The following is a 20,898-nucleotide window of genomic DNA, read 5'->3' as shown; positions in this document are numbered from 1 at the left end:
AAGAACAGCTTATATAAGTAAAGTTGATTAAGAATTAATTTATGAAAACCTCAAAAAAAATTGTACTAGCCGCTGCTGCTCTTCTTATTATTTTTAGTACTGCCAGTGCTTACACATTTGGAAGTAAGCACAGAGGTGAAAAATGTGGTGGTATGGACCGGGATGTGCTGCATCATATGAACCTGACGAATGAGCTGCAAACCAAGCTAGAAGAGCTTAAGACGGAATTGCTAGGAGAACATGAATAACAGCGCTCATTTTCTAGTTTGCTCTCTATGGTGTGAAAGTAAATGTTTGCATATGTTAACGCCGGTGAAGAACCGCGACTATTTGCCGCAGTTTTTTGAGGACAGATCGCGACCTTCACTGGCGCTGTAGATTTAGAACGTCAGATCATCGTTAAAGCTATCCGTTTCCTGTGATGTTGCTTCCCGGTACATTTCCTCTATATCCTGACCATAGATTTGCCAGATAACTTCTCTCAGCTCGCCAAGGAACTGGTAAACGGTGTCCGCTTCTTCCGCAGACCAGTATATGGTCACCGCTATTCTTCTCATCAGTTTTTCCCCCGCCTGGTTGGTTTACGTTTTTCTGCCTGCTCTTTGGCTTCTTTGATCCGGTAGGACTCGCCTTCGATAGTGAGGATCTCGCTGTGATGTACGAGCCGATCGACAAGTGAGACAACACAAGCTGAGTTGGGGAAGACTTCGTTCCATTCACTGAAGACCCGGTTGGTCGTGATCACCGTTGAGCGTTGCTCGTAACGGCGGTTGACGATCTCGAACAGTAAGTCAGCATGACGATTTGAGTAAGAGAGATAACCGATTTCATCTATCACCAACAGGTCGGGTTGAGCATAGTGTTTAAGTCTGCGCCGCAAAGCGTTATCGCCATCCTGTGCTGCCAGGTCGCTGAGCATATTAGCCGCTGTGATAAACAGGGCTGTATGCCCTTCAATCACCGCCTGATGGGCCAGATTCTGCGCGATAGTGGATTTGCCAACCCCGTTACTGCCTATTAGGATCACGTTACTGGCTTCAGCGAAGAAGGTCAGTTGCATGAGTTCATGGATAGTCTGTTGATCAATGTGCTGTGGCCAGTCCCAGTCGAACTCTGCCAGTGGTTTGAAGTGTCCCAGTTTGGCGCTTCGCAACCGACGCTCTAATGAGCGCTGCTGACGTTCAGTAAGCTCCCAGTTGAACCAGACGCTCAGCCATTGCTGTTGCTCTTCTGTCAACTCAGCCCAATGCGCTTGCAGGCCATAGAGTCTGAGCATGTTAGCCTGTACTTTCAGGATTTCTTTATCACTGCTCATCGTCTGACTCCCGGGTATTGAGTTGATCGTAATCGGCGAGGCTGGCTAACTTGATCTGATATCCCTGCGCCTGCAGGGGCAAGTTCATGGGAACAGGCGGTGGTAACTGATGCTGCTCCCGGCGTTGTTCGAGAATTTGCTGAACCCCACCCGGGTACGGTACCTGTTTAGTCAGCGCCATATTGACCGCCAGATTAAATGCCTCACAGCCATAGTCATCCAGCAAGGCGATAAGTGCCTTAACCGTCCCTCTCAGGGTATGTCCCCGGCTAACGGCCTGCTCCAGTAAGGTATCGATATTGGAGCAGGCCTGGCGCAGACGATGCTGCCCTCGATGTTGCCTGGCCTTCGCCTTGTGTGCCACCAGAGCGTCAATGTGAGCGCTATCTTCAATTTGCTCGCCCTGGCTAAAACTGCGCCGGTGTTCGGCAACACAGCATTCACCATCGGAGATCCGTACCCGGGTCAGACTGGCATAAAGGGTTAACGGCTTTTGCACCAACGTATGCGGGATCGAGTAGTCATTGCGGTCGAAGCGCAGGTAAGGTGTTTTGCCAGAGCGTAATGCCTTTCGCTCATCCGTGTTAAACGGCGTATCTGGTAAGGGAAGCAGCAGTGGCCGCTCTTCGTTGAAGGCTTCCAGCACGGTCATGTCCCGGTTTTCCGGACATGTACGTTCCATGCTTTGGTGCTGACACCAGTGCGCCGCCTGAGCGTTTAGGTCTTCCAGATCACGCCACTGGCGACCGGCGAAGAAGTTATCCCGGATATAGCGGATCGCCCGCTCTACCCGACCTTTTTCATTTCCTCTGGCGACTGCGACGGGGCGAGGTTCGAAGTGATAATGTGCAGCCAGAGCCAGTAAGGTAGGGTGATATCGAATGGCATTACCCTGGCGCTCTAATACCGCTGAGCGTAAATTGTCATACAAAAGAACTCTGGGAAGGCCGCCCCAGGTGTTGAAGGCTGCGACATGCCCACGCAGGAAGCTCTCCATTTGCTGGTTTAAGTAAAAGCGCAGGAAGATTGCACGCGAGAAGCTCAGCACCATCACGAACGCCATCAGGGGACGTTTGGCTTTGCCCACCTCAATGTAACCGAAATGCCCCCAGTCAACCTGACCCTGCTCAGCTGGCAGGGTCCTTAATCGCAGGTAGGCTTCGGGGGCCGGTTTAGGGCGAAGCTGAGCAATATGATGACGGAACTGGCTGGGTTTACCGGGGTAACCACGCTGACGAACCATCTCATACAACCGTGCAGCGGTGAGCTTAGGGAAGTCGTTGAGAGTTTTAAGGATAAAGGGTAAATAGGGGTCAATCAGCAGTGGACGACTGGTGCGCCGGGCTTTAGGTATCCCTGCTTGCGACAACACCCGGTCAACCACACTGTGATGCACGTTCAGTTCACTGGCAATGGTGCCGACACGCCATTTCTCGACGTGATAATAACGCAATATTTTTGCTTCAAGGGCTTGGTCTATCGTCATGAGTGGCCTCCTGTGAGGTGATAAACCCTGACAGCAGCGGACTCATGTCTGCTGCGCGAGCGGTGAAACCGTCCCGTAGTCAGAAAATGGGAGCGTAAATACGGCTGACAGGCACATCCACAGAAGTGGCAGCAGAGCATCGCCGTTGACGGTCCCTTGTACTGACTTATTGACGGAGAAACCGGCTTTGCACGCAGTACAACATGGCTATGAGCAGGGGCGGAACCCTGATGCGTTACTTTTTCTTTTTGGCGGGCACGATAGCGCTTTTGACGCAGGGCGTTATTGTGCTTTCCCTGACGACTTTGCTGGTATTTCATCGCCGCTCTTTTGAGGGAGTCTGCACGGGCTTTTTCAGCACACCCGTCAGAACAATAGCGGTTACCGCGATCACACCGGGTACAGATGATCACTTGCTTATGGCAGCGTTGGCAATTGAACAGTCGGCTGGAATCAGGCATCGGCAAAAAAAGGCCGATGAGGGCTGGATTTATTCCTCTTCTACAGCAACACTTAAGAGGGTCGCGCACCATGCGCGGGCTGGTAAGGCATGACGTCGGTGATCGCCAAATCAAATATGGCGTCATGCCGTTCTCACGGCACTTCTTGTTATAGCTCTACTCTGAAAATCTTGCCTGTTTTAGCCTGAAAATTTACCTGAACAGAGATCATTCTTTGTGGAGGTATTTAGGCTCTGGGAAATTTAGACTTTAAAGATCTGCGGCAAATAGTGGCGGTTTTAGACCGTTATTTACAGCATATTTACGCAATTCATTGCGTTAGTAAAAATTATAGATATTTTTTCTCTATTTCCACCCAGCGCTGGATACCTATTTTTTCCGTTATAGCATCAACGAATTGTTTCGGAAGTTGTGTTTCCCACTCCGTATTTAAGATAGGGAGATATCTACTAAGTGAATCTCCTTTAAAACCTAGCTCGTTATCAAGATCTGCCCAAAAAGCCACACCCTTTGTATAAAATAAACCATAGTATTGATAGTTATGTTTTTTGACCACTTCATCATTCGCAATATACAACCCCGTCTTTCTATTCGGAAAATTAGGAGCTATAGACTGCCAGTACTCAACGGGGTCTAAATATCTGTATGACGTTTCCATGAGCGACTTTTTGGCGTAGTACTCTGCAAGACCTTCACTGGCCCATATTGGAGCAGGAATAGAAGAAAGAAAATGAATGGATTCATGGGCTGAAATTTTCAGTAAATGCTTAATGGCATCAATCGTAAGTTTTCCGTTTTCAACCGGAACATTTGATGCGGGTTCGATTCCCGCTGCACGCTCCAAGTTTTATTCCTTTTTTTATACCTCCTAACTCTTTGAAAATAAAACGCCTTACTGCGTGTTTTTGTGCGTCTGCCACTTTCAAAACACCCATTTGTTGACAGTCTCAGCCCCTGTGCCTTAAAGAACTGAGGGTTTGAAAACGAAGCCAGTTTCTTAAACCTGGCAATCAAAGCATTCGGCAATAACTCTGCCGGAATGTAAATTCTGTTGGCCAAAGTTATTTCTATGGATTCAGGACATCCAATAATGAGTGAACGGGTGTCTGGTAGGTTTCTTTCCCAGGGTAATATTGTGGCTTCATCTTTTTCAGAAGCATCGTCATAGCTGTAGTTCTTAATCAGCTTTTCCAATACATCAACCGCCAGTCTTTTTGTTGAGGCCAGTATCTGCCATTGATCCTGATAGGGAGTAAACGTTGAATCAACAAATACCGAGTTCCCTCCCGATCTGGCATGCTTTTGAAGTGGCAGAGCAATTAAGTTACCTATCCCAGCAACAGGCAGATAATCCTGATTTGGAAACAAGCGGTCATAAGAGTCAAAGGATAATGCGCCATGAATTTGCATTGCTTGATCAAGTAGCATAAACCCTAACTTTCGGGCGCTAACTGCTTCAACTTTGCCTTTAAAGAATATCCATACGTGGGCACCATTTCCTGAGCGAGAGCGTTCAAGCAAAAAATCTATACTGTGACGTGTACAGGCTTCAGCATAAGCAAGCGATGCCTCTTTCCAGTCTGCCTTATCGAAATCAACGGAAAGGAGACTACATCGACTCTCGCTATCCATCGGATATAAACCAACAACGGATTTCCCGGATAAATGGTCATAGATAGCTTTGCCATCAAAAGGCTTAAAAGATTGATTAGAACATTCCAGACATTTAACTTTCGGCTTATTACAAAGCCCCTGTTGCCACTCATTATGACATGCAATCGAATATCCGGAGCGTCCTTGCTTGTTTTGCCAGCGAACGGCATAGCAGCTTGAATTCCCATTGAAGTAGCTTTGGAACAGCTGAATTTTTTGTTCCGGAGACAGGCTGGCATTTCCTACAGGTAATTCCGTATCTCTGGCAGTAATCAACTTCAGCCTTTTCGCTTCAAGCTGACTTAACTCTGCCTTTAACATTGAGATTTTATGCTCTATAGCGCTTAACTCATCCATAAGATATGGTTTCTCAGCGAATCACAGTTAGAGCCATTCCTCTGTAACTTGATTAAGTTTAGAAAACAGCTCCTGATGCTTATCTGGGTTTTGACTTTTCAGTTTGTTTAAATTGATTAACTTCCAGCGAATGGCAGGTAGTTCTTCAATCGAAGGAACATCAAATAGTGACCAGTCAGGCTCACCTTGTTTAAAGCTGAGCAAAAAATCACGGTCTCTTTCTGTAAACTGAACTTTAAGGGCATTCAACATCTCGCTACGGGTTTCTTCCAGATCCTGAAGCTCTACCGTCCTGAACGTCATCCCCTCAAACTCTTCATGAAACTTCGTTTCTAGCGGTTGCCAGTTTGGTGCCATCACTTCGTTAATAGGTCGTGGATGACCAAGGGCATATGTTAGAAATCCGACAAATATTTCCCTTGAAATTCCTTCTGCCTCAAGCAGCATATTTACATCAAAAAGGTCCCTTGGGTGCTGCCGGTCCATCGCTGCACATATTTTCCCACCATACAAATCAGGCAAACTGACCACCGGGATTTCTGCATACCCAAACTCATCTTCTACTGATTCAGCAACTTCTAAAACTTCAGGCTCATGTAACGTCCCTCTGGCTACGGGTGAAACCTCAATTTTTACCGTTGCGGTACTGTTTGAGACAACAATTCGCAACTCATCCGGTTTATTAGCCTGAAATTTTGCTTTCACATCTGGCTGAGAGTTGATGTTATCAGTAATGCGCTGCAGTGCTGCTTTGGCATTTTCAAGTGCTTCTTCCCTTGGCTCTAGTGGCAGGTATGCCAAGTCAATATCTACCGATAGCCGCGGAAAATCCCGGATAAATAAGTTAATTGCAGTACCGCCTTTGAGGGCGAATACTTGCTCTTTTGCAACTACAGGCAACATTCTGATAAGAAGCTTTACCTGCTGATAATAAATGGAGTTCTTGTTCATTGTTACCTTATGCTCAGAGACTCTGGAACAGTGATTTTGTATTTCTCGTCGTATCTTCCGTTAGGAACAACTTGCCGTTTACCTGAGCCTAGCTCAATTTGGGTTTCGTCCAATCGTTTTACCCATTGATGATCATGGTGATGACCTAGATACAAAAAAACACGGTTTGTTTGGACCGCTTTACTGCGATTAAGCAATGACTGAACTTTGCGTGGACTTAAGTTCACTAGCCCTTGAAATAACTCTGCGGCGTGTTCAAAACTGATATGTTTACCTATAGCATCAACGACTTCGTATGCAGCAAGCTCAGGTGAACTTGCTGTTAGCTCTTTGCCATCAACAACCAAGACGGTAAAGTCTTTTTCCGTCACTTCAGAAAGGCGGCTGTTTCTACAGTAAAGCCACTCTTGGTTGGGAAACTCTCGAAACCACTTAGGTAATGATGCTTTCTCTTTTGTTCCGACCCAGACTTTCTCTGAGCTCAAAACCAGATAATGGCTGAGCCCCTGATAAGTCAGACTAGTCAGTCCAGAAAGGTGAATATCGAAATGTAGCTGCTCGGACAACGCTTGCAAGGCATCGGCCCAGTCTGGCTGACGGTTTGTCTTCATGTCAGGACGGTAATATACACCATTCATCAAGCGGTACAGCCAACCACTTTGTGCGTATCTTTGGGTTAATGAATGGCTTATTCCGTTTTCAACTAACCACGGCTGCAATACCAACGAACCCGGAGCGGTGTGATTGACAAGCCAGTTTATCTTTGACTGATTATTCATACTTAGAGTCCAAAAATTTATAAAATCACAAACTAGTAGTTTATATATTCTTCGATTTTAACACTCAAAGTTATAAATGTCATGATTTAGCAAACCATTACAAATACCTCGCTTAAGTCACTCAGTTCATTATTTTGGATATTTTCATACTACAGGTAATTAAATTAGCACATATATAAACCAAAAACACTCAATCAAAACTCTCTATACAGCGAAATCCACGAATCATTCTGAAAGTAAACAAACCGAGTCAGCTCACTTTCCGCGAAACGAATCTCGGTATCCTAAACTGTGATTGATACCGTTGCTGCTGAAACCTGAAAAATTTATACTCTCCTCCCTCAAAAAATATGGCATTTTTCACCCGCAAGTATGTTGCATTTTTGCAACATCGAAACTCAGAAAAATTCCGGTTTTGGATAAGTTATTGTAATTTTTAACTACCTGCAAACAGGGAGCCAAAACGAGTGGATGGTATGCAAGCTGAAGAAAATTTCGGGGGCCAAAAGGAGACCATTTGCGGTGAAAAATGGCGAAAAAAGGCAATGCGAAACATGCCAACACTCAACCTAACTCACTGATATATAACAATATATTTCACTCTCCCCTTTAAGCCTTCCAAGCTGATGATGCGGGTTCGATTCCCGCTGCACGCTCCAAGTTTTCTTCCTTGTTTTAAAACTCCCAACCATTTGAAAATTAAACGCTTTATTGCGTGTTCTTGTGTATCTAAAGAATACCTATAACTTTTAGTTTATCGTTGTCCAAGCCAATTGAGACCAAAACAGTCTTTTTCATCCAATCTCGTATTAATAATCTATGCAACTAAAGCAATTCATACATTTCTGGCACACCTTTCGCCTGCTCTAGCAGGAACTCACATTCAGCTTTTATTAGCGAAACACATAACTTAATGTGTGCACGTTCGTCATCATTGACCCCCTGCTCTATACTGTGACTTTCCGCAGCGCCTAAGGCCTTCTTTATTGCATTAACGGTATCAACGATTAAATTAGCCATTCTTGTACCGGAGTACCCCAGAAGTTCTCCATACTCTGCCAAGTCATAAGCACTGATAGGGCGTTGAAAATTACCTTTTGGGGGAGCCATAAAGTCCTCATGTTGCCAATCACCAACTGACATAGCAAAGTACTGAGGAATACTTGCCGCTCGCCCTTGTTTCGCTGTTAATTGGCCAGTTCGCGCATTACGTTTTGTGCCTTCTTGCGCTATCGCCTCGATATTTACTAAATCATAGAAAGGCGCAAGTTCGATGCCTCCTCTCTTAACAAAGAAACTGATATTCTTGCCGTGGGCATCGTAGTTCAGTGTCGCCAAGTTAAAGATCATCCACTGAGTTAGCTTTAGGTTGGTTAATACGGTGTCGGCTGTCTCTACTTTAAGTAAACGCGGGAAGGAAACACCATCACGCATGTAAACGCCATCACCGGTATCACCATTTTGCCGCTCATACTTATATCCTGGTGGCAGGTCCGTGGCCTGGCACCCATCAATAACATGCCTGCGCTGAACGACACCTCGCTCTTTCACGAAGTTACGGTCAAACCGTTCAATGATTAAGGTTCTGGTTTTACCTACACGAGCCAGCTCTACGTTGGCTACATCCAAGCCCATAAATTTTGCCAGAGTCATGCAGAAGAACTCGTTTACAGCGATACACGGGGCTTTACCGCTTTCGAACTTCAAGATGTAGTTTGAGCTGAGTTTGCCTTCCCCAAATCCCCACTCATCATTTATCTTCAATAGGTTGAGCTTACTTTGCACACCAGCTACTGACAGGCGGACTTTCCCATCCCAATAGACTAGTGGGGCCAGGCTGTGCTCTAAGCGATCCACCAGCTCTTCTTCGGTTACAAGTCGGAAACTGGTTTCTTCCGGTTCTGTATCCGGAATACGAAAAGACAATGCACCTGATGTCTCCGAGCCAAGCTTTCGAATGAGGGCGAAGGTATTGTTTCTGGAAATTGTCGTGTTCTGCACCATCTCATCAAACGCTTCACCTTCGGGTAGAAGGTTTCTGAGGTAGTTCTCGATACTGCGTGATTCAGCTTTACCATTGAATGGGATATGTGGCGAGATTGGGAAGCCAGTTTCAATCCAGGTAGGAGCATAATTGAATGAAAAATCTGTCTCTGAGCCAACTGGCAGCATAAGAGTACCAACCTTGGTGCTTGTACCTATGAATACATCTAATCGCTGTAGTTTACTCATACCAACCGTCCTCAGTCTTAATGCTTTGAGAGTCTGGCATAGTCATACTACTGGGCTGGTTCAACTTCTCGCTCAAATTTATCAGACGCAGCGAAAGCCCTAACATGTCCATTAAAAGTATGACATTTGAAAAAGTTACGTTGGAGTCACCCTTTTCTATCTTCATAACAGTTCTGCGTGATAGATCGGCTTTCAGCGCAAGGTCATCAATGCGCCAACCTCTTTCGGTGCGCTTAGATCTAATCGCGTTACCAAGCACTTCCATGCTGAACTCTGAATTCAAATTCGGCATGGGTTGAGCTTTTACCATTTTGCCCTTTTTCATAAATACCTTTTTATGCACTTTTAACGAAAACCAACCATTTGACAGGCATAAGTCAATAATAATACACTTTTGGGAATGGTACACAAAAAGATGCCTATAAGTACATAAAAAGGAACTTTTAGATAAAAGGACAGCCTAAATTTAATATATGTGAATTATAACTCACTTTAATGCACCCGCAATAACCTTCAACTCATCCCTAAAAATGGATGGCGAACGAACTCCATTTGTTACCATCTAGAGAAGTCATGTTGGCGAAAACTCACTTCGGGAGTTGAATCCGAAAGTTTCTCACCACAATATGGGCAATAAACTATTGAGATTACCGTTTGCTCAATTATATCGCCCTCGCATTCAAGGTAATGATTATTCTCAAGATCCTCCATTGTTGCGCAACGACTTAAAGAAAGTTGCCACTCTTCACCCTCTTCTTGGTATATCTGGATAGAAGAAGATAAATCTGCCAATTTTACTTTGCACTTATGAATTTTTATCGCGTCATCATCAGAACACATTTGCCCTTCCTCTTCGGTATTAACTGCATTTTTAACCAACCTATAAGAACTTCCGGCTGTTATTTCTAAGGCGTAAGTAAAACTCCTCCATCGCCTCTATATAGGAATCGTCCCGCTGCCAGAATGAGGGGTAATCACCACCTTTTTTAATGATTAGCGCCGGGATAAGTGCATCATTGCTGGAGTGAGGATCTTCCCGCAACGGCTCCTGGCCGTGCCAAAAGCTGTTTGTGTCAGCAGGTTCAGTTATCTCTAGTGGTTGTGGCCGGGTAAAGTAGCTGCTTTGGGGTGGGGGTGTTGCTTGTGCGGCAAGCAGCGACTGAAGAAGAACCTTGCCCAAAGGTGAACGCCCAAGCTGCTTCTGCAGATCCTTACGGGGTAGACCGCGTAATTCAAACAGCAGAAACGGGTCACTATCAAGTTGCTCACTCAGACGGTAGCAGACACCAGCGATATGTTTGCATGGCACCGCATAATCCGGACAGGAACAAGAAACACTGAAGTCGTTGTAACTGACCGGGAGCAGATGCAGTTTTACTGCTCTGAATATCTCTTCAATATCATCCGGCATTTCATTTGTCATCAGCTTACAAACCGAAGCGGCGTTGTTGCCGATAGAGGCGATAACCTTCTCCCACTCTTTGGCTGATATGGGTGCCAGTGCCACACTGGTGTTATAGATAGGTGCTTCATAAACACCGAAATAAGGGTTGGCGTTACCCAGTATCCTGGCCGTCACCTTGCTGTTGCGGACCTGCCACTGCTTGATGCGCTTATCAGTTCGATATGCACGGCCACGGGACAGGCGGCCACTGTCGGTAAAGCCTTCCAGAGCATCGATAAATTTTTTGCCCCACCAGGTTCTGCTTGTTGTACTCACCGCTCTACTCCATGATTGACTGTCTGTTCAGAGCAATCAGCTCTTTAAAGGTTTCGTTGTCCAGCTTGGCCAGCCAGCTCTCATCGTTACCGACGATGCTGTCTGCAACCCGTTTCTTGTCTTCAATCATTTGATCAATCCGTTCTTCCAGCGTACCTGCAGTTATGAACTTATGCACAAAAACACTCTTGTCCTGACCGATACGGAAGGCGCGGTCGGTTGCCTGGTCTTCAACTGCCGGGTTCCACCAACGGTCAAAGTGGAATACATGATTAGCCCGGGTTAGCGTAATACCGACACCTCCAGCCTTAAGCGACAGAACAAATACCGCCGGCTCCGTGGCCGGATCCTGAAACTCCCGGATCATCGCTTCGCGCTTGCTGCGTGCTACGCCACCATGCAGATAAAAACAGCGGATACGCTTTTTCTGCTCAAGATAGCGTACCAGTTGTTCTCCTATCTCGGTAAACTGAGTAAAGATAAGCGCACTTTCGCCTTCTGCCTGTACCTCATCCAGCATATCGCAGATACGCTCCAGCTTATTCGAACGCTCGGCTGAGAATTCACTACCATCCTGCAAAAACTGCATCGGGTGGTTACAGATCTGCTTGAGCTGCATCAGCGTCGACAGCATCAGGCCCTGACGTTCAATGCCTTCCTTCTCTTCCAGTTGTCTGGCCGTCTCTTTAACCACCACCTCATAAAACGCCGCCTGCTCTTTACTCAGATTACAGTACTGTTTGTTTTCCAGCTTGTCGGGCAGATCCTTAATAATATTCTTGTCCGTTTTCATCCGGCGCAGGATAAACGGCCCGACCAGCTTTTTAAGCAAGGCAGAGCGGCCGGAATTGTGTTCCTGCTGAATAGGGGATTCGTAGGCTTTGCGAAACTGAGCCTGGGTACCCAGATACCCGGGGTTTAGGAAGTTGAATATCGACCACAGATCCATCAGCCGGTTTTCCACTGGGGTACCGGTTAACGCCAGCCGGGAATTCGCCTTCAGCTTAAAGATAGCTTTAGTCTGTGCTGACTTTGGATTCTTGATGTTCTGCGCCTCATCCAGCACGACGCGCTGCCAGTTAACCTGTCCCAGCAGTTTAATGTCCTTACGCGCCAGGCTGTATGAAGTGATCAGCATATCCTTATCGCGACAGAGTGCCTGAAAATCTGCGGCATTTTTTACTCTGTCGCCACCATGGTGAATAGCAGTACTCAGTTGCGGAGCAAACTTTTGTACCTCTTTTTGCCAGTTACCTATCACCGAAGTCGGGGCGATCAGCAGAGTCGCCCCCTGATCAGGCGGCTTGCTTTCAGCAGAATCGTTACCATTAGCAGATTCGGTATCCAACACAAGATTGGCGATCACCTGGATGGTTTTCCCCAGGCCCATATCATCAGCCAGACAACCGTTGAGCCCTAACTGTTCAAGGTAACGCAGCCAGGATACACCTCGCTTCTGATAATCGCGCAACTCGGCATTTAAACCCGCCGGGTTATCCAACTGCTCCAGCTCCGATTCATCGCTGAGTTTTTCCATCATGGCAGCCAGACCAGATTGCGGGTCGAGTTCATAAATATCTTCCTGCTCAACCAGCATCTTTAACAAATCAGGGGCAGCTAAGCTGGCGGAATTAGTCCCGTTTTGATGCCAGAACTCCAGCATATGGCGCATCTTATCCGGCTCCAGTTCCATCCACTGACCTCTGAACTGTATCAGTGGTGTTTGCGCGGATACCAGTTGCGCCCATTCCTGCTCGGTAACAGGTTGGTCGCCAATTGCCAGTTCATAGCTGTAATCAATCAGGTTATCCAGAGCCAGTTGCCCACTGCTGACGGCGGCTGAAGATGTGGATTTTTGTTTACCTGGTGATCGCAGACGGATCCTGGCTTTTTGACGCCCTTTCGGTGTCCACCAGGATGGGATCATCACTTTAAATCCTGCATCTTCAAGTATCCACGCAGTCTCTTTCAGAAATGCAAAAGCCTCATCCATTGTCAGTTGCAGCGACTGAGGCTGGCTTGTTCTCATACCCTGCCATAATTTGGGGTAGATACGGGCAGCGGCACCCAGCCTGAGCAGTAGCTGGTGCTCAAAATCTTCCGGCAACATACCGGCCAGTTTTTGCTTTTCCTTCGCAGAAAGATTCCAGTAGGTAGACAACTCCTGTCGGAATGCAGGAGATTGCCCCGAAACCGCAATAAACTGAATCGACCAGTTGTCGGCCTGCACTGAGTCTGCTTCATGCAGACGAAAACAGATCTGCAGCCGGTTATCTTGTGTCAGTTCATTGATGTTCTGCTGCCAGGCGTACCAGGCACTATATCCGGCCTGCAGTTCTTTGCCAGAGCCAAGCAGAAGTTCCGGGGTAAAAAAGTCTTCCAGAAAAGTATTGCTGAATTTTTTACACACGCTTTGCGGGGTCTTGATACTCGCCAGATCCAGTACCTGATTTATGGTTACTTCGGAGAAATGGCGCAACAAACTTTGTGGCTCAAAGCCTTGCGAGCAAACTGGCGGCATCTGTTTTACCATCTGTGCAAGCAAGTCCTCGTGGTCGGAAGAGACTATCTGCCAGTTACGGTAGATCTCTCCATGCGCTTCTCCGGTGGCAGAAAACTCACGCTGCAGGAGACCGGGGATATACTGCTCTTTACGGATCACTTGCTGAACGGAACGGCTGAACCGGTACCAAAAAAGAAAATCGCTACCCGGACGGATCTCTGCATCCAGGCTCTGAATAAGGAAATAAATCTGATTAATGGCCTGCAGGGGCAGTTCCACTGAAAAGCATTCCACTGACCAGGGTTTGAGACAGATTTTATCAGGAGTCTCATCCAGACTGCTGCTCAGTTCCGGTGACGCCAGTGGTACGCTGCTTGCGTTATCTTCGTTTACTGACGGAAGCTGTATCCTTTGCTGGATATAGCTTTTCTCCAAAAGAGGATGCGTGCTCTTTACCAGCTTTAGTTCAGACCGCAGGAACTCGCGCAGCGCCTTGCCTCGCAGGTGACGTGGGTGGATATCTGTACCAGACTGCCGGTTTTTGTTTTCAGTCTCAACCCAGATACAAAATTGCCCGGTCTGAATAAATTCCTGCTCGTGTGCGGGAAACCAGGAGCCGTGTATGATCTTCATTGTTATACTTATTCCACCCAAATAGAGCCGCATACCTTATATCGGCCCGTCAAACCTTTAGATAAGGTCACATAGATTTAATGAATAGTCGATTATTCCGCTTTGTTCGACTTTTTGACTCGCTCCATTAACATGCACAACCACTGTCCGAATACTCTTTTCCGAAGGAAAATCCACCTTAATAATTTTCTTGTCCATATCCCTAAGCAAGCTTGTATCTAGAGGTTTGGACTGAAACTTAAATTCAACAATGTAAAAATATCGTTTTGTCTCTATCAGCCAATCAATCTGAACACCCTTACTTTGATATGGAGCGGCATTTAAGACATCTCCAGCGCTTAAGCCCAAAGCTTCATATAGTAGCTCTACGTTTTCACGCATAACATACTCAAACTGAAGCCCCAACAAAGAGTCCAAATTCGACGGAAGCGGAGCGGAGCCATGAGTTATGGCCTTGTTATGGGGAAATATCGCCTTGTAGTAAAACCGTAAATATGGGTCGGTAATTACATAGACGGGATCGTGATACACAAGTCCCCCCTCGTTAAAATTCCACTTATACATTGGGGTAATAAACGAACTATGTTGCATCATAAGAAGGTCACTATAGAGATGCCCATTAGGTCTCTCAAGCTTTAACTTCCTGGCAATCTCTAAAGCTGTCAGGTTCCCTTTTGAAAGCGCGTCCAAAATTTGTTTTATTCGAGTCCCCTTTGCCCGAAACAGATCTTTCATCAAAGTGTCATACTCTCGGAATAACTCTCCGCTTGATGAAAAAGCCAGTAACTTAAGGTTATCTTCCAGTGACTCATGATAGTTAAATGATTGCAAATAACTGGGTATGCCGCCAGAAACGAGCATGTAGCGGATCTGCTCAGCTTTACTCATTCGCTTTTTTACATCCTTGGGAATGATATCTAAAGCATCCTGCAACGGCAGTGGCGTTAAAGTTGCGTCAAGGTTTATGCGACCATACCATCCTGTCGATTCTGAGAGATTTTCTAGAATCCATCCAGCAAGTGAGCCTGTAAGAATAAGAGTAAAGCCCTTAATATGCTTTAGTTTACTCTCCCATACTGTAAACAGAACCGTGGTGATATCATCATGAGTTTTCCCGAGCCAGTTTATCTCATCAATCATCAGTACGCAGTTACCATCAGAGACAAGATCACCGAGCATAGAGAGAGCGGCATCCCAGTCAGCAAATGCTGGTTTTTGTATATTGAACTGCTCACTCAACTGTTGAGCAAAATTACTAAGCTCTGTAGCTGTGCGGTTCACCTTGGCAGGCGGTTGACCAATTATCTTGAAACACTTAACGCCAAGCTTAGACATAAAGAATTCAATCAGTGTACTCTTACCGACACGACGTCTACCTTTATAAACGATAAGCTTAGCTCTTTCCCCTTCTTTGGCGTAAGTTTTATTTAGTATTTTCAGTTCATTGCGCCTTCCTGCAAACACCTTATCACCTCTTCGTAAATCATTTGACCCTAAATGCGCCTACACAAAAACGGCGTAGCCTATACCTAAAGTATACATTACGCCCAAAATGTGTCTACACAAAAAGGGCGCAACTCGGTGCAAAGACAAGCATTACGCCCAAAATGTGCATACACATAAACGGCGCAACTGCAACTGGGGTACAAATGCCTTACACAAAATACTTAGTTTATCTATTTGGAATCCCATACATTTAAAACCAATTCGATTAAACTAAAGCAATACCACCAGCACTACACCGGTTTTTATTATGAGTCACCCCAAACTACCCGAACAAATCACACCATTTCAGCTTACTGTATTGGTACTGTCGATTTTTGTTCTTATATCTCTGACCATAGAAGTCATATTTTCCCTTCCCGAAGAGATGGTCAAAATACTGATCTATGCAGATACAGGTATATGTGTTGTATTTTTTATCGACTTCGTCCAGCAATGGCGTGCGGCTCCCTCGAAACTTCAGTATATGAAGCTTGGCTGGATTGATCTCATCTCCTGTATTCCCTTGATGGAAATAAATCAATATGGACGTTTAATCCGGGTATTCCGGTTATTACGGGCGATCAAATCCATCGCCATGGTATCGCGCACCATCAATGAAAACAAAGCGGTATCAACACTCCATTTTATGGTCGTAATCGGATCCATGACACTCACCTTCAGTTCCATGTACATACTCTACCTTGAGCGGGGTGTTGCCGGAGCCAACATACAAACTGCTGCTGATGCCTTCTGGTGGACATTTGTAACCATAACAACCGTGGGCTACGGCGATTTTTTCCCGGTAACTTTTGAAGGAAGAGTGGTTGCCATCATTCTGATGACCACAGGCGTTGGCATGTTTGGCAGTTGCACTGCGATTCTTGCATCCTGGATCATGGACTCCACGAAGGAGCGGAAAATGGAAGCCGAAATCCTGAATGATGTTAACGAATTAAAATCTGAAATTAGTGAGTTAAAGCAATTGTTAAAACAGGTGAAAAAACAAGAAGACTGACTGATTGAGACTGCTGCTTTATAATACCGAAATCAGATACACTGATCTCGTATTCTCCTACTTATTGCCAGTACACTCGAAGAAAGTAAGAAGATTCACGCCCGGCTGACCTGGAATCCCTATTATGCCGAACTGGAAGAAAGCATCCGCCATATTACTCAGTCCGGAATGTTTGCCGGCGAGTAAAATAATCAAATGATGAGTCCGGTGGCAAAATGACACATCATTGCTTCTGGTGCAATTTAAGGCCATAATAGAAATGTGACATTTTGACACACCAGGAGATTTAATTATGGCAGCTACATTGCCTCGCATCACCGCCAGGGTTGATGTCGATACACAAGATTTACTTACTAAAGCTGCTGCGATTGCAGGTATGTCTAGTATTAATTCATTTGTTCTAAGTGCTGCAATTGAGAAAGCAAAAGAGGTTATCGAACGTGAACAAGCTCTAAGGCTTAGTCAAAAGGATGCATTGTTGCTTATGGAAGCGCTTGACCGACCTGCAAAACCAAACGCAAAATTGAAAGCTGCAGCTAAACGTTATGAGCACAAAACTCAATGATGAATTCGGTACTTCTGGACAAATCGAAACACAACAGAAATAGATTCAATTGTGGCATTGAAGCCCTCAATAACTATCTAAAAGTAATGGCTAATCAGCAAGCCAAGAAAGACAACACCAGAACTTTTGTTCTGGAAGACGAAAATGATAATTCGTATATCATCGGCTTTTATACATTGACGATGACACCAATTAACTTGGAGGCTTTGCCCGATAAGTTACAGAAAAAGCACCAATCATCAACTTCCGGAGGTCTCATTGCTCGCTTGGCTATTGATGAGCGCTACAAAGGAAAAGGATTTGGCGAATGGTTGCTTATTGATGCTCTACGAAAATTATTGACCGCTAGTGACAGCGTGGCATTCCCTGTTGTAATTGTTGATGCCAAAGATGGAGCAAAACAGTTCTACGAGCGCTATGGATTTCAGGCATTTCAAAGTGCAGAAAACAAATTGTTCATCACGATTTCTGATGTCAGAGAGAGCTTGGAGTATCAGTAAATTATAATTACTTTTTCCAAGACTGAAGGTCAATTAACTGATTTGATATTTATTAACTGCAGCCTCATATTCTGACTTCATCGTATTATATTCAGACTCCTTCATCGTAAAATCACCTGGTGGAGAGCTGACTAAGCCTATCGCTTTTATCATTTTATCCGCACTACTTCTTAAGCTGGCTGTGCTTATTTTTTGTCCGGCATCATTTTCAAATTCAGAATACTGCTCCCTTGGGTATCTTGAGGTATCAGGCGTTTCAGAACAGATACTTCTCATGCATAGAGAGAATGCGGGCTCATATCATCTATGCGCATAGTGCATGTATAAAATGAAAAAAGGTCATTAGCCATTATGGGGTAGGCGTGCGTATTATAACCCCATGGCCATCATGGTTACTTAACGTAACTTGCAAACATTTTTTAACAAGATAAAGGAACTTGGCACCATACTCCGCCAGGTTTCTTGCTTTTTGCATGAAATGGAAACACTTATGATGAGTCAGAACAACTACCCTGAAAGCCTATTCCGCCCCAATAATCCTAATGTGACGCCCTTTGAAAAAGGGGGAGCTTCCAGCGGAAAGTCCAGCATTCAATCATTATCAGCGAGTCTGATGGAATACCTGAGTAAGGTAGTCAGTTTCGACTCTCTTATCATTCTTGGCTGTCAGAGCGGGAGCCTTCCAGTCTGTCTTTTCAGTACACAGGAAACACAGCACAACCCGTCGATGCAGAGCCTTGTTGCCAGCTCCTACGTTTATGATCCGTTTTATTCTGCGTTTTCCGAGCGAAAATTAGAGGGAATATATAGTGTTGAGGATGTCATCACCAACCGGGCGGAGCTTAATGATTACCGTCAGCGCTTTCAGATTAATATGGGACGCAGAGACGAACTGGCGATAAATATACCGCTGGATAAAAGTCGTCAGGCTATCATTTTCATCCGGCGAAACGGAGTGAGTAAACTTTTCTCACTGGAAGAAAAACGCCATTTGTACCGTCACTTCACTCATACCAAAAAGCTATGCCATGACTTGTGGCCACGGGTATGGACCGCGTCCGCCGGAGCAGACAACAACCTTGAACAAGTAATGCATCAGGCTTTAGTTAACTTTGGAGCCGATATCCTCACCGGCAGAGAGCAGGAAATCACCGCTTTAATCATACAAGGCTCCGACAATAAGGCTATCGCCAATGTGCTGGAAATATCGGTTGCAACCGTAAAAGTTCACAGAAAAAGCATTTACAACAAATTTGCTGTGTCTTCACTTGGTGAGCTGTTTCAGGCGTATTTAAGTCATCTGGTGCAGTTTTCTTCTCAGGCCACCTTCTTTCAAAGCCATGCAGCGTAATAAGAAGAGCCGCCTTGAGCCGACAATCACTCATGCAACTCTGGAATGTGACTTTGATCATTTATGCGTTTTGCGCATGTTCGAAATGTAAAATGGTCATTAGCCATAAAGAGGTAGCCAAGCGTATTATACCCTCATAGCTATCAGGGTTAATTAACCTACTTTGTCGACACGTTTATAACAAATAACGGAAACTTGGCGTCATTTGGCGACCAGATCCTTGTTTTCGTACAATGAAGTGTCATGAGATATCTTCGGGTATCTCTGTTATTAAACCGGGTATGCTTGTCATCTCATGATGCTTCTTAATTTTATTTTTTTTGCAATAAATGGAAGCACTGATAATGAGTCAAGATAATAACTCTCCTACAGATCTATCCCGGCGAAAGCTACTGACGGGAACCGCTGCAGCGGCAGTGACCACTATGGTATTCAGCAACAGCGTTCAGGCGGGTTCGCTGGATAATAATTTCAACTGGGACAAAACATTCGATGTGCTGGTCATAGGCAGTGGCTTTGCTGCACTGTCTGCGGCCATTGAAGCCAGACGCAAGGGGCTTGATGTAATGATCATCGAGAAAATGCGTGTTCCCGGCGGCAACTCAACCATTAATGGCGGTCTCTTTGCTGTTGCAGGCAGTGAACTGCAAAAAGAAGAAGGCGTTGAAGACAGCGTTGAGCTGATGATTGCAGATATGATGAAAGCGGGCCGCGGGATCAATCATGCCGAACTGACCCGGGCAATCGCAGAGGGTTCGCGTGATGCCTATGATTTTGTGATTGATTGTGGAGCAAAATTTAAACCCAAGCTTTCCTGGCTGGGTGGCCATTCCGTAGCCAGAACCTATCTGACTCATAACGCCTCGGGCTCCGGTATCGTCCGCCCTCTTGTGCGCACAGCACGTAAAGAGGGTGTAATCATCCGCACCGGATGCAAAATGCTGAATTTTGTTACCAATGATGATAAACGCGTAATCGGTGTTCAGGTTAAAGACGGCTATCGTTTCCCTGATGAAGAAACCGGCATTGTTAAGCACTTTAAAGCGAGACATGGCGTAGTACTTGCCTCTGGTGGCTTTAGCCGGGACAAAGATTTCCGCTCTGCTCAAGACCCTCGCCTGCATGGTGATATTGACAGTACCAACCAGCTTGGTGCAACCGGTGAAGCGATGCGCGCAGCATTCCGGATCGGCGCAGTACCGGTACAAATGGGACAAATTCAGCTTGGCCCATGGGCATCGCCTGATGAAGGCGGATTTGGCGTAGCATCCATGTTCAATATCCAGTCTGGTTTCCGCTACGGCATCATGGTCGGACGCGCAACCGGTGAACGCTTTGTAAACGAACTTGCTGACCGTAAGACTCGCGCAACCGCAATTATCAAAAGCGCCGGAAATAGCGGCGAACCGGATTACCCGATTATCCTTGTTGACAGTGTCGGTGCAAAGGCCTGCCCTACCCTTGACCGAGGCCTGAAATACAAGGTGATTAACGAATTCGACACCTTAGAAGAACTGGCCAAATTCTACCGGGTTCCACAAGAGAGACTTCTTAAATCAGTCAGTGACTATAACGAATACGTTCAGAACAACGATGACTTGGAATTCGGTAAACCAATCTCAACAGCAACACCAATTGTTAAGCCACCTTTCTATGGCGTCAGAGCCTGGCCGAAGGTGCACCACACTATGGGTGGAGTACAAATCGATGTGACAACTCAGGTTCTGCACTCTGCAACCTTTGAACCTATTCCAGGGCTTTATGCCGCCGGTGAAGTAACCGGTGGTCCACACGGTGCCAGCCGTCTTGGCAGTTGTGCAATAACGGACGGATTAGTTATGGGACGTATTGCCGGAAACAGCGTTGCTGCTAATAAGCCGGTTTAACTTTCT

The 20,898-nt window shown here is 45.7% G+C and carries 21 protein-coding genes; 7 read left to right on the top strand and 14 right to left on the bottom strand.

Translation table 11 applies throughout. The features are described 5' to 3' along the window. Nucleotides 1–41 precede the first annotated feature (41 nt). Nucleotides 42–248, top strand: a complete 207-nt coding sequence (locus L3Q72_RS22570; RefSeq protein WP_275132805.1) for a hypothetical protein — start codon at nt 42–44, stop codon at nt 246–248. A 132-nt stretch (nt 249–380) separates the two neighbouring features. Here the strand turns inward: L3Q72_RS22570 and L3Q72_RS22565 are convergent, their stop codons facing one another. Genes L3Q72_RS22565 through istA form a run of 3 tightly spaced genes read right to left on the bottom strand, consistent with a single transcriptional unit; the run spans nt 381 to nt 2,801 of the window. After that, nucleotides 381–557 carry a hypothetical protein gene (locus tag L3Q72_RS22565; RefSeq protein WP_275130852.1) on the bottom strand — a complete coding sequence of 59 codons (177 nt, stop codon included), beginning with the start codon at nt 555–557 and terminating at the stop codon, nt 381–383. Continuing rightward, on the bottom strand, nt 557–1,315 hold the full coding sequence (gene istB, locus L3Q72_RS22560; protein ID WP_275130851.1) for an IS21-like element helper ATPase IstB: 759 nt from the start codon (nt 1,313–1,315) through the stop codon (nt 557–559). Before istB ends, L3Q72_RS22565 begins: the two co-directional genes overlap by 1 nt. Further along, entirely contained in the window at nt 1,305–2,801 is a 1,497-nt protein-coding gene (istA, locus tag L3Q72_RS22555) for an IS21 family transposase (RefSeq protein ID WP_275130850.1), read from the bottom strand. The genes istB and istA overlap by 11 nt, the downstream gene beginning before the upstream one ends. Before the next feature lie 203 nt (nt 2,802–3,004). Between istA and L3Q72_RS22550 the strand changes: the two genes are divergently transcribed. Next, nucleotides 3,005–3,355 (top strand): hypothetical protein, encoded by a 351-nt coding sequence (locus L3Q72_RS22550; RefSeq protein WP_275130849.1) that lies wholly within the window; start codon nt 3,005–3,007, stop codon nt 3,353–3,355. Nucleotides 3,356–3,590: 235 nt separating this feature from the next. Here the strand turns inward: L3Q72_RS22550 and L3Q72_RS22545 are convergent, their stop codons facing one another. The 10 genes from L3Q72_RS22545 to L3Q72_RS22500 all read right to left on the bottom strand — a co-directional run bounded on the left by L3Q72_RS22545 (nt 3,591) and on the right by L3Q72_RS22500 (nt 15,554). After that, entirely contained in the window at nt 3,591–4,106 is a 516-nt protein-coding gene (locus tag L3Q72_RS22545; RefSeq protein WP_275132804.1) for a hypothetical protein, read from the bottom strand. After that, nucleotides 4,019–5,272 (bottom strand): hypothetical protein, encoded by a 1,254-nt coding sequence (locus L3Q72_RS22540; RefSeq protein WP_275132803.1) that lies wholly within the window; start codon nt 5,270–5,272, stop codon nt 4,019–4,021. Before L3Q72_RS22540 ends, L3Q72_RS22545 begins: the two co-directional genes overlap by 88 nt. Before the next feature lie 27 nt (nt 5,273–5,299). Further along, the gene (locus tag L3Q72_RS22535) at nt 5,300–6,223 is read right to left on the bottom strand and encodes a nucleotidyl transferase AbiEii/AbiGii toxin family protein (protein WP_275132802.1); all 924 of its coding nucleotides are present in this window, start codon (nt 6,221–6,223) and stop codon (nt 5,300–5,302) included. Between the two features lie 2 nt (nt 6,224–6,225). Then, a complete protein-coding gene (locus tag L3Q72_RS22530; RefSeq protein WP_275132801.1) occupies nt 6,226–7,002 on the bottom strand; it encodes a type IV toxin-antitoxin system AbiEi family antitoxin in 777 nt (258 codons plus the stop codon). An 825-nt stretch (nt 7,003–7,827) separates the two neighbouring features. Further along, entirely contained in the window at nt 7,828–9,234 is a 1,407-nt protein-coding gene (locus L3Q72_RS22525) for a HipA domain-containing protein (protein ID WP_275132800.1), read from the bottom strand. After that, a complete protein-coding gene (locus L3Q72_RS22520; RefSeq protein ID WP_275132799.1) occupies nt 9,227–9,559 on the bottom strand; it encodes a helix-turn-helix domain-containing protein in 333 nt (110 codons plus the stop codon). Before L3Q72_RS22520 ends, L3Q72_RS22525 begins: the two co-directional genes overlap by 8 nt. Before the next feature lie 230 nt (nt 9,560–9,789). Beyond that, on the bottom strand, nt 9,790–10,074 hold the full coding sequence (locus L3Q72_RS22515) for a hypothetical protein (protein ID WP_275132798.1): 285 nt from the start codon (nt 10,072–10,074) through the stop codon (nt 9,790–9,792). Nucleotides 10,075–10,114: 40 nt separating this feature from the next. Next, nucleotides 10,115–10,954: an SWIM zinc finger family protein gene (locus L3Q72_RS22510; RefSeq protein ID WP_275132797.1), complete on the bottom strand. Its 840-nt coding sequence runs from the start codon at nt 10,952–10,954 to the stop codon at nt 10,115–10,117. 4 nt (nt 10,955–10,958) lie between these two features. After that, on the bottom strand, nt 10,959–14,090 hold the full coding sequence (locus tag L3Q72_RS22505) for a DEAD/DEAH box helicase (protein WP_275132796.1): 3,132 nt from the start codon (nt 14,088–14,090) through the stop codon (nt 10,959–10,961). A 57-nt stretch (nt 14,091–14,147) separates the two neighbouring features. Continuing rightward, nucleotides 14,148–15,554, bottom strand: coding sequence for an ATP-binding protein (locus L3Q72_RS22500; protein WP_275132795.1), 1,407 nt, complete (start codon nt 15,552–15,554; stop codon nt 14,148–14,150). A 289-nt stretch (nt 15,555–15,843) separates the two neighbouring features. Between L3Q72_RS22500 and L3Q72_RS22495 the strand changes: the two genes are divergently transcribed. From L3Q72_RS22495 to L3Q72_RS22485, 3 genes are all read left to right on the top strand, one after another. After that, entirely contained in the window at nt 15,844–16,590 is a 747-nt protein-coding gene (locus L3Q72_RS22495) for a potassium channel family protein (protein ID WP_275132794.1), read from the top strand. A gap of 292 nt (nt 16,591–16,882) precedes the next feature. Next, nucleotides 16,883–17,155: a DUF1778 domain-containing protein gene (locus tag L3Q72_RS22490; RefSeq protein ID WP_275132793.1), complete on the top strand. Its 273-nt coding sequence runs from the start codon at nt 16,883–16,885 to the stop codon at nt 17,153–17,155. Then, a complete protein-coding gene (locus tag L3Q72_RS22485; RefSeq protein WP_275132792.1) occupies nt 17,152–17,655 on the top strand; it encodes a GNAT family N-acetyltransferase in 504 nt (167 codons plus the stop codon). The genes L3Q72_RS22490 and L3Q72_RS22485 overlap by 4 nt, the downstream gene beginning before the upstream one ends. A gap of 33 nt (nt 17,656–17,688) precedes the next feature. Here L3Q72_RS22485 and L3Q72_RS22480 read toward each other — a convergent pair whose 3' ends face one another. Beyond that, nucleotides 17,689–17,931: a hypothetical protein gene (locus L3Q72_RS22480; protein WP_275132791.1), complete on the bottom strand. Its 243-nt coding sequence runs from the start codon at nt 17,929–17,931 to the stop codon at nt 17,689–17,691. Between the two features lie 214 nt (nt 17,932–18,145). On the opposite strand from L3Q72_RS22480, the gene L3Q72_RS22475 reads away from it, so the two are divergent. Further along, nucleotides 18,146–19,006, top strand: coding sequence for a helix-turn-helix transcriptional regulator (locus L3Q72_RS22475; protein ID WP_275132790.1), 861 nt, complete (start codon nt 18,146–18,148; stop codon nt 19,004–19,006). A 344-nt stretch (nt 19,007–19,350) separates the two neighbouring features. Beyond that, complete coding sequence (locus tag L3Q72_RS22470; RefSeq protein WP_275132789.1) at nt 19,351–20,892, top strand: flavocytochrome c; 1,542 nt, start codon at nt 19,351–19,353, stop codon at nt 20,890–20,892. The last annotated feature ends 6 nt before the right edge of the window (nt 20,893–20,898 follow it).

This window comes from Vibrio sp. JC009 (assembly GCF_029016485.1).
Lineage (GTDB): Bacteria > Pseudomonadota > Gammaproteobacteria > Enterobacterales > Vibrionaceae > Vibrio.
The sequence above is the reverse complement of the archived record's forward strand: the minus strand, read 5'-3'. Positions and strand labels throughout refer to the sequence as shown.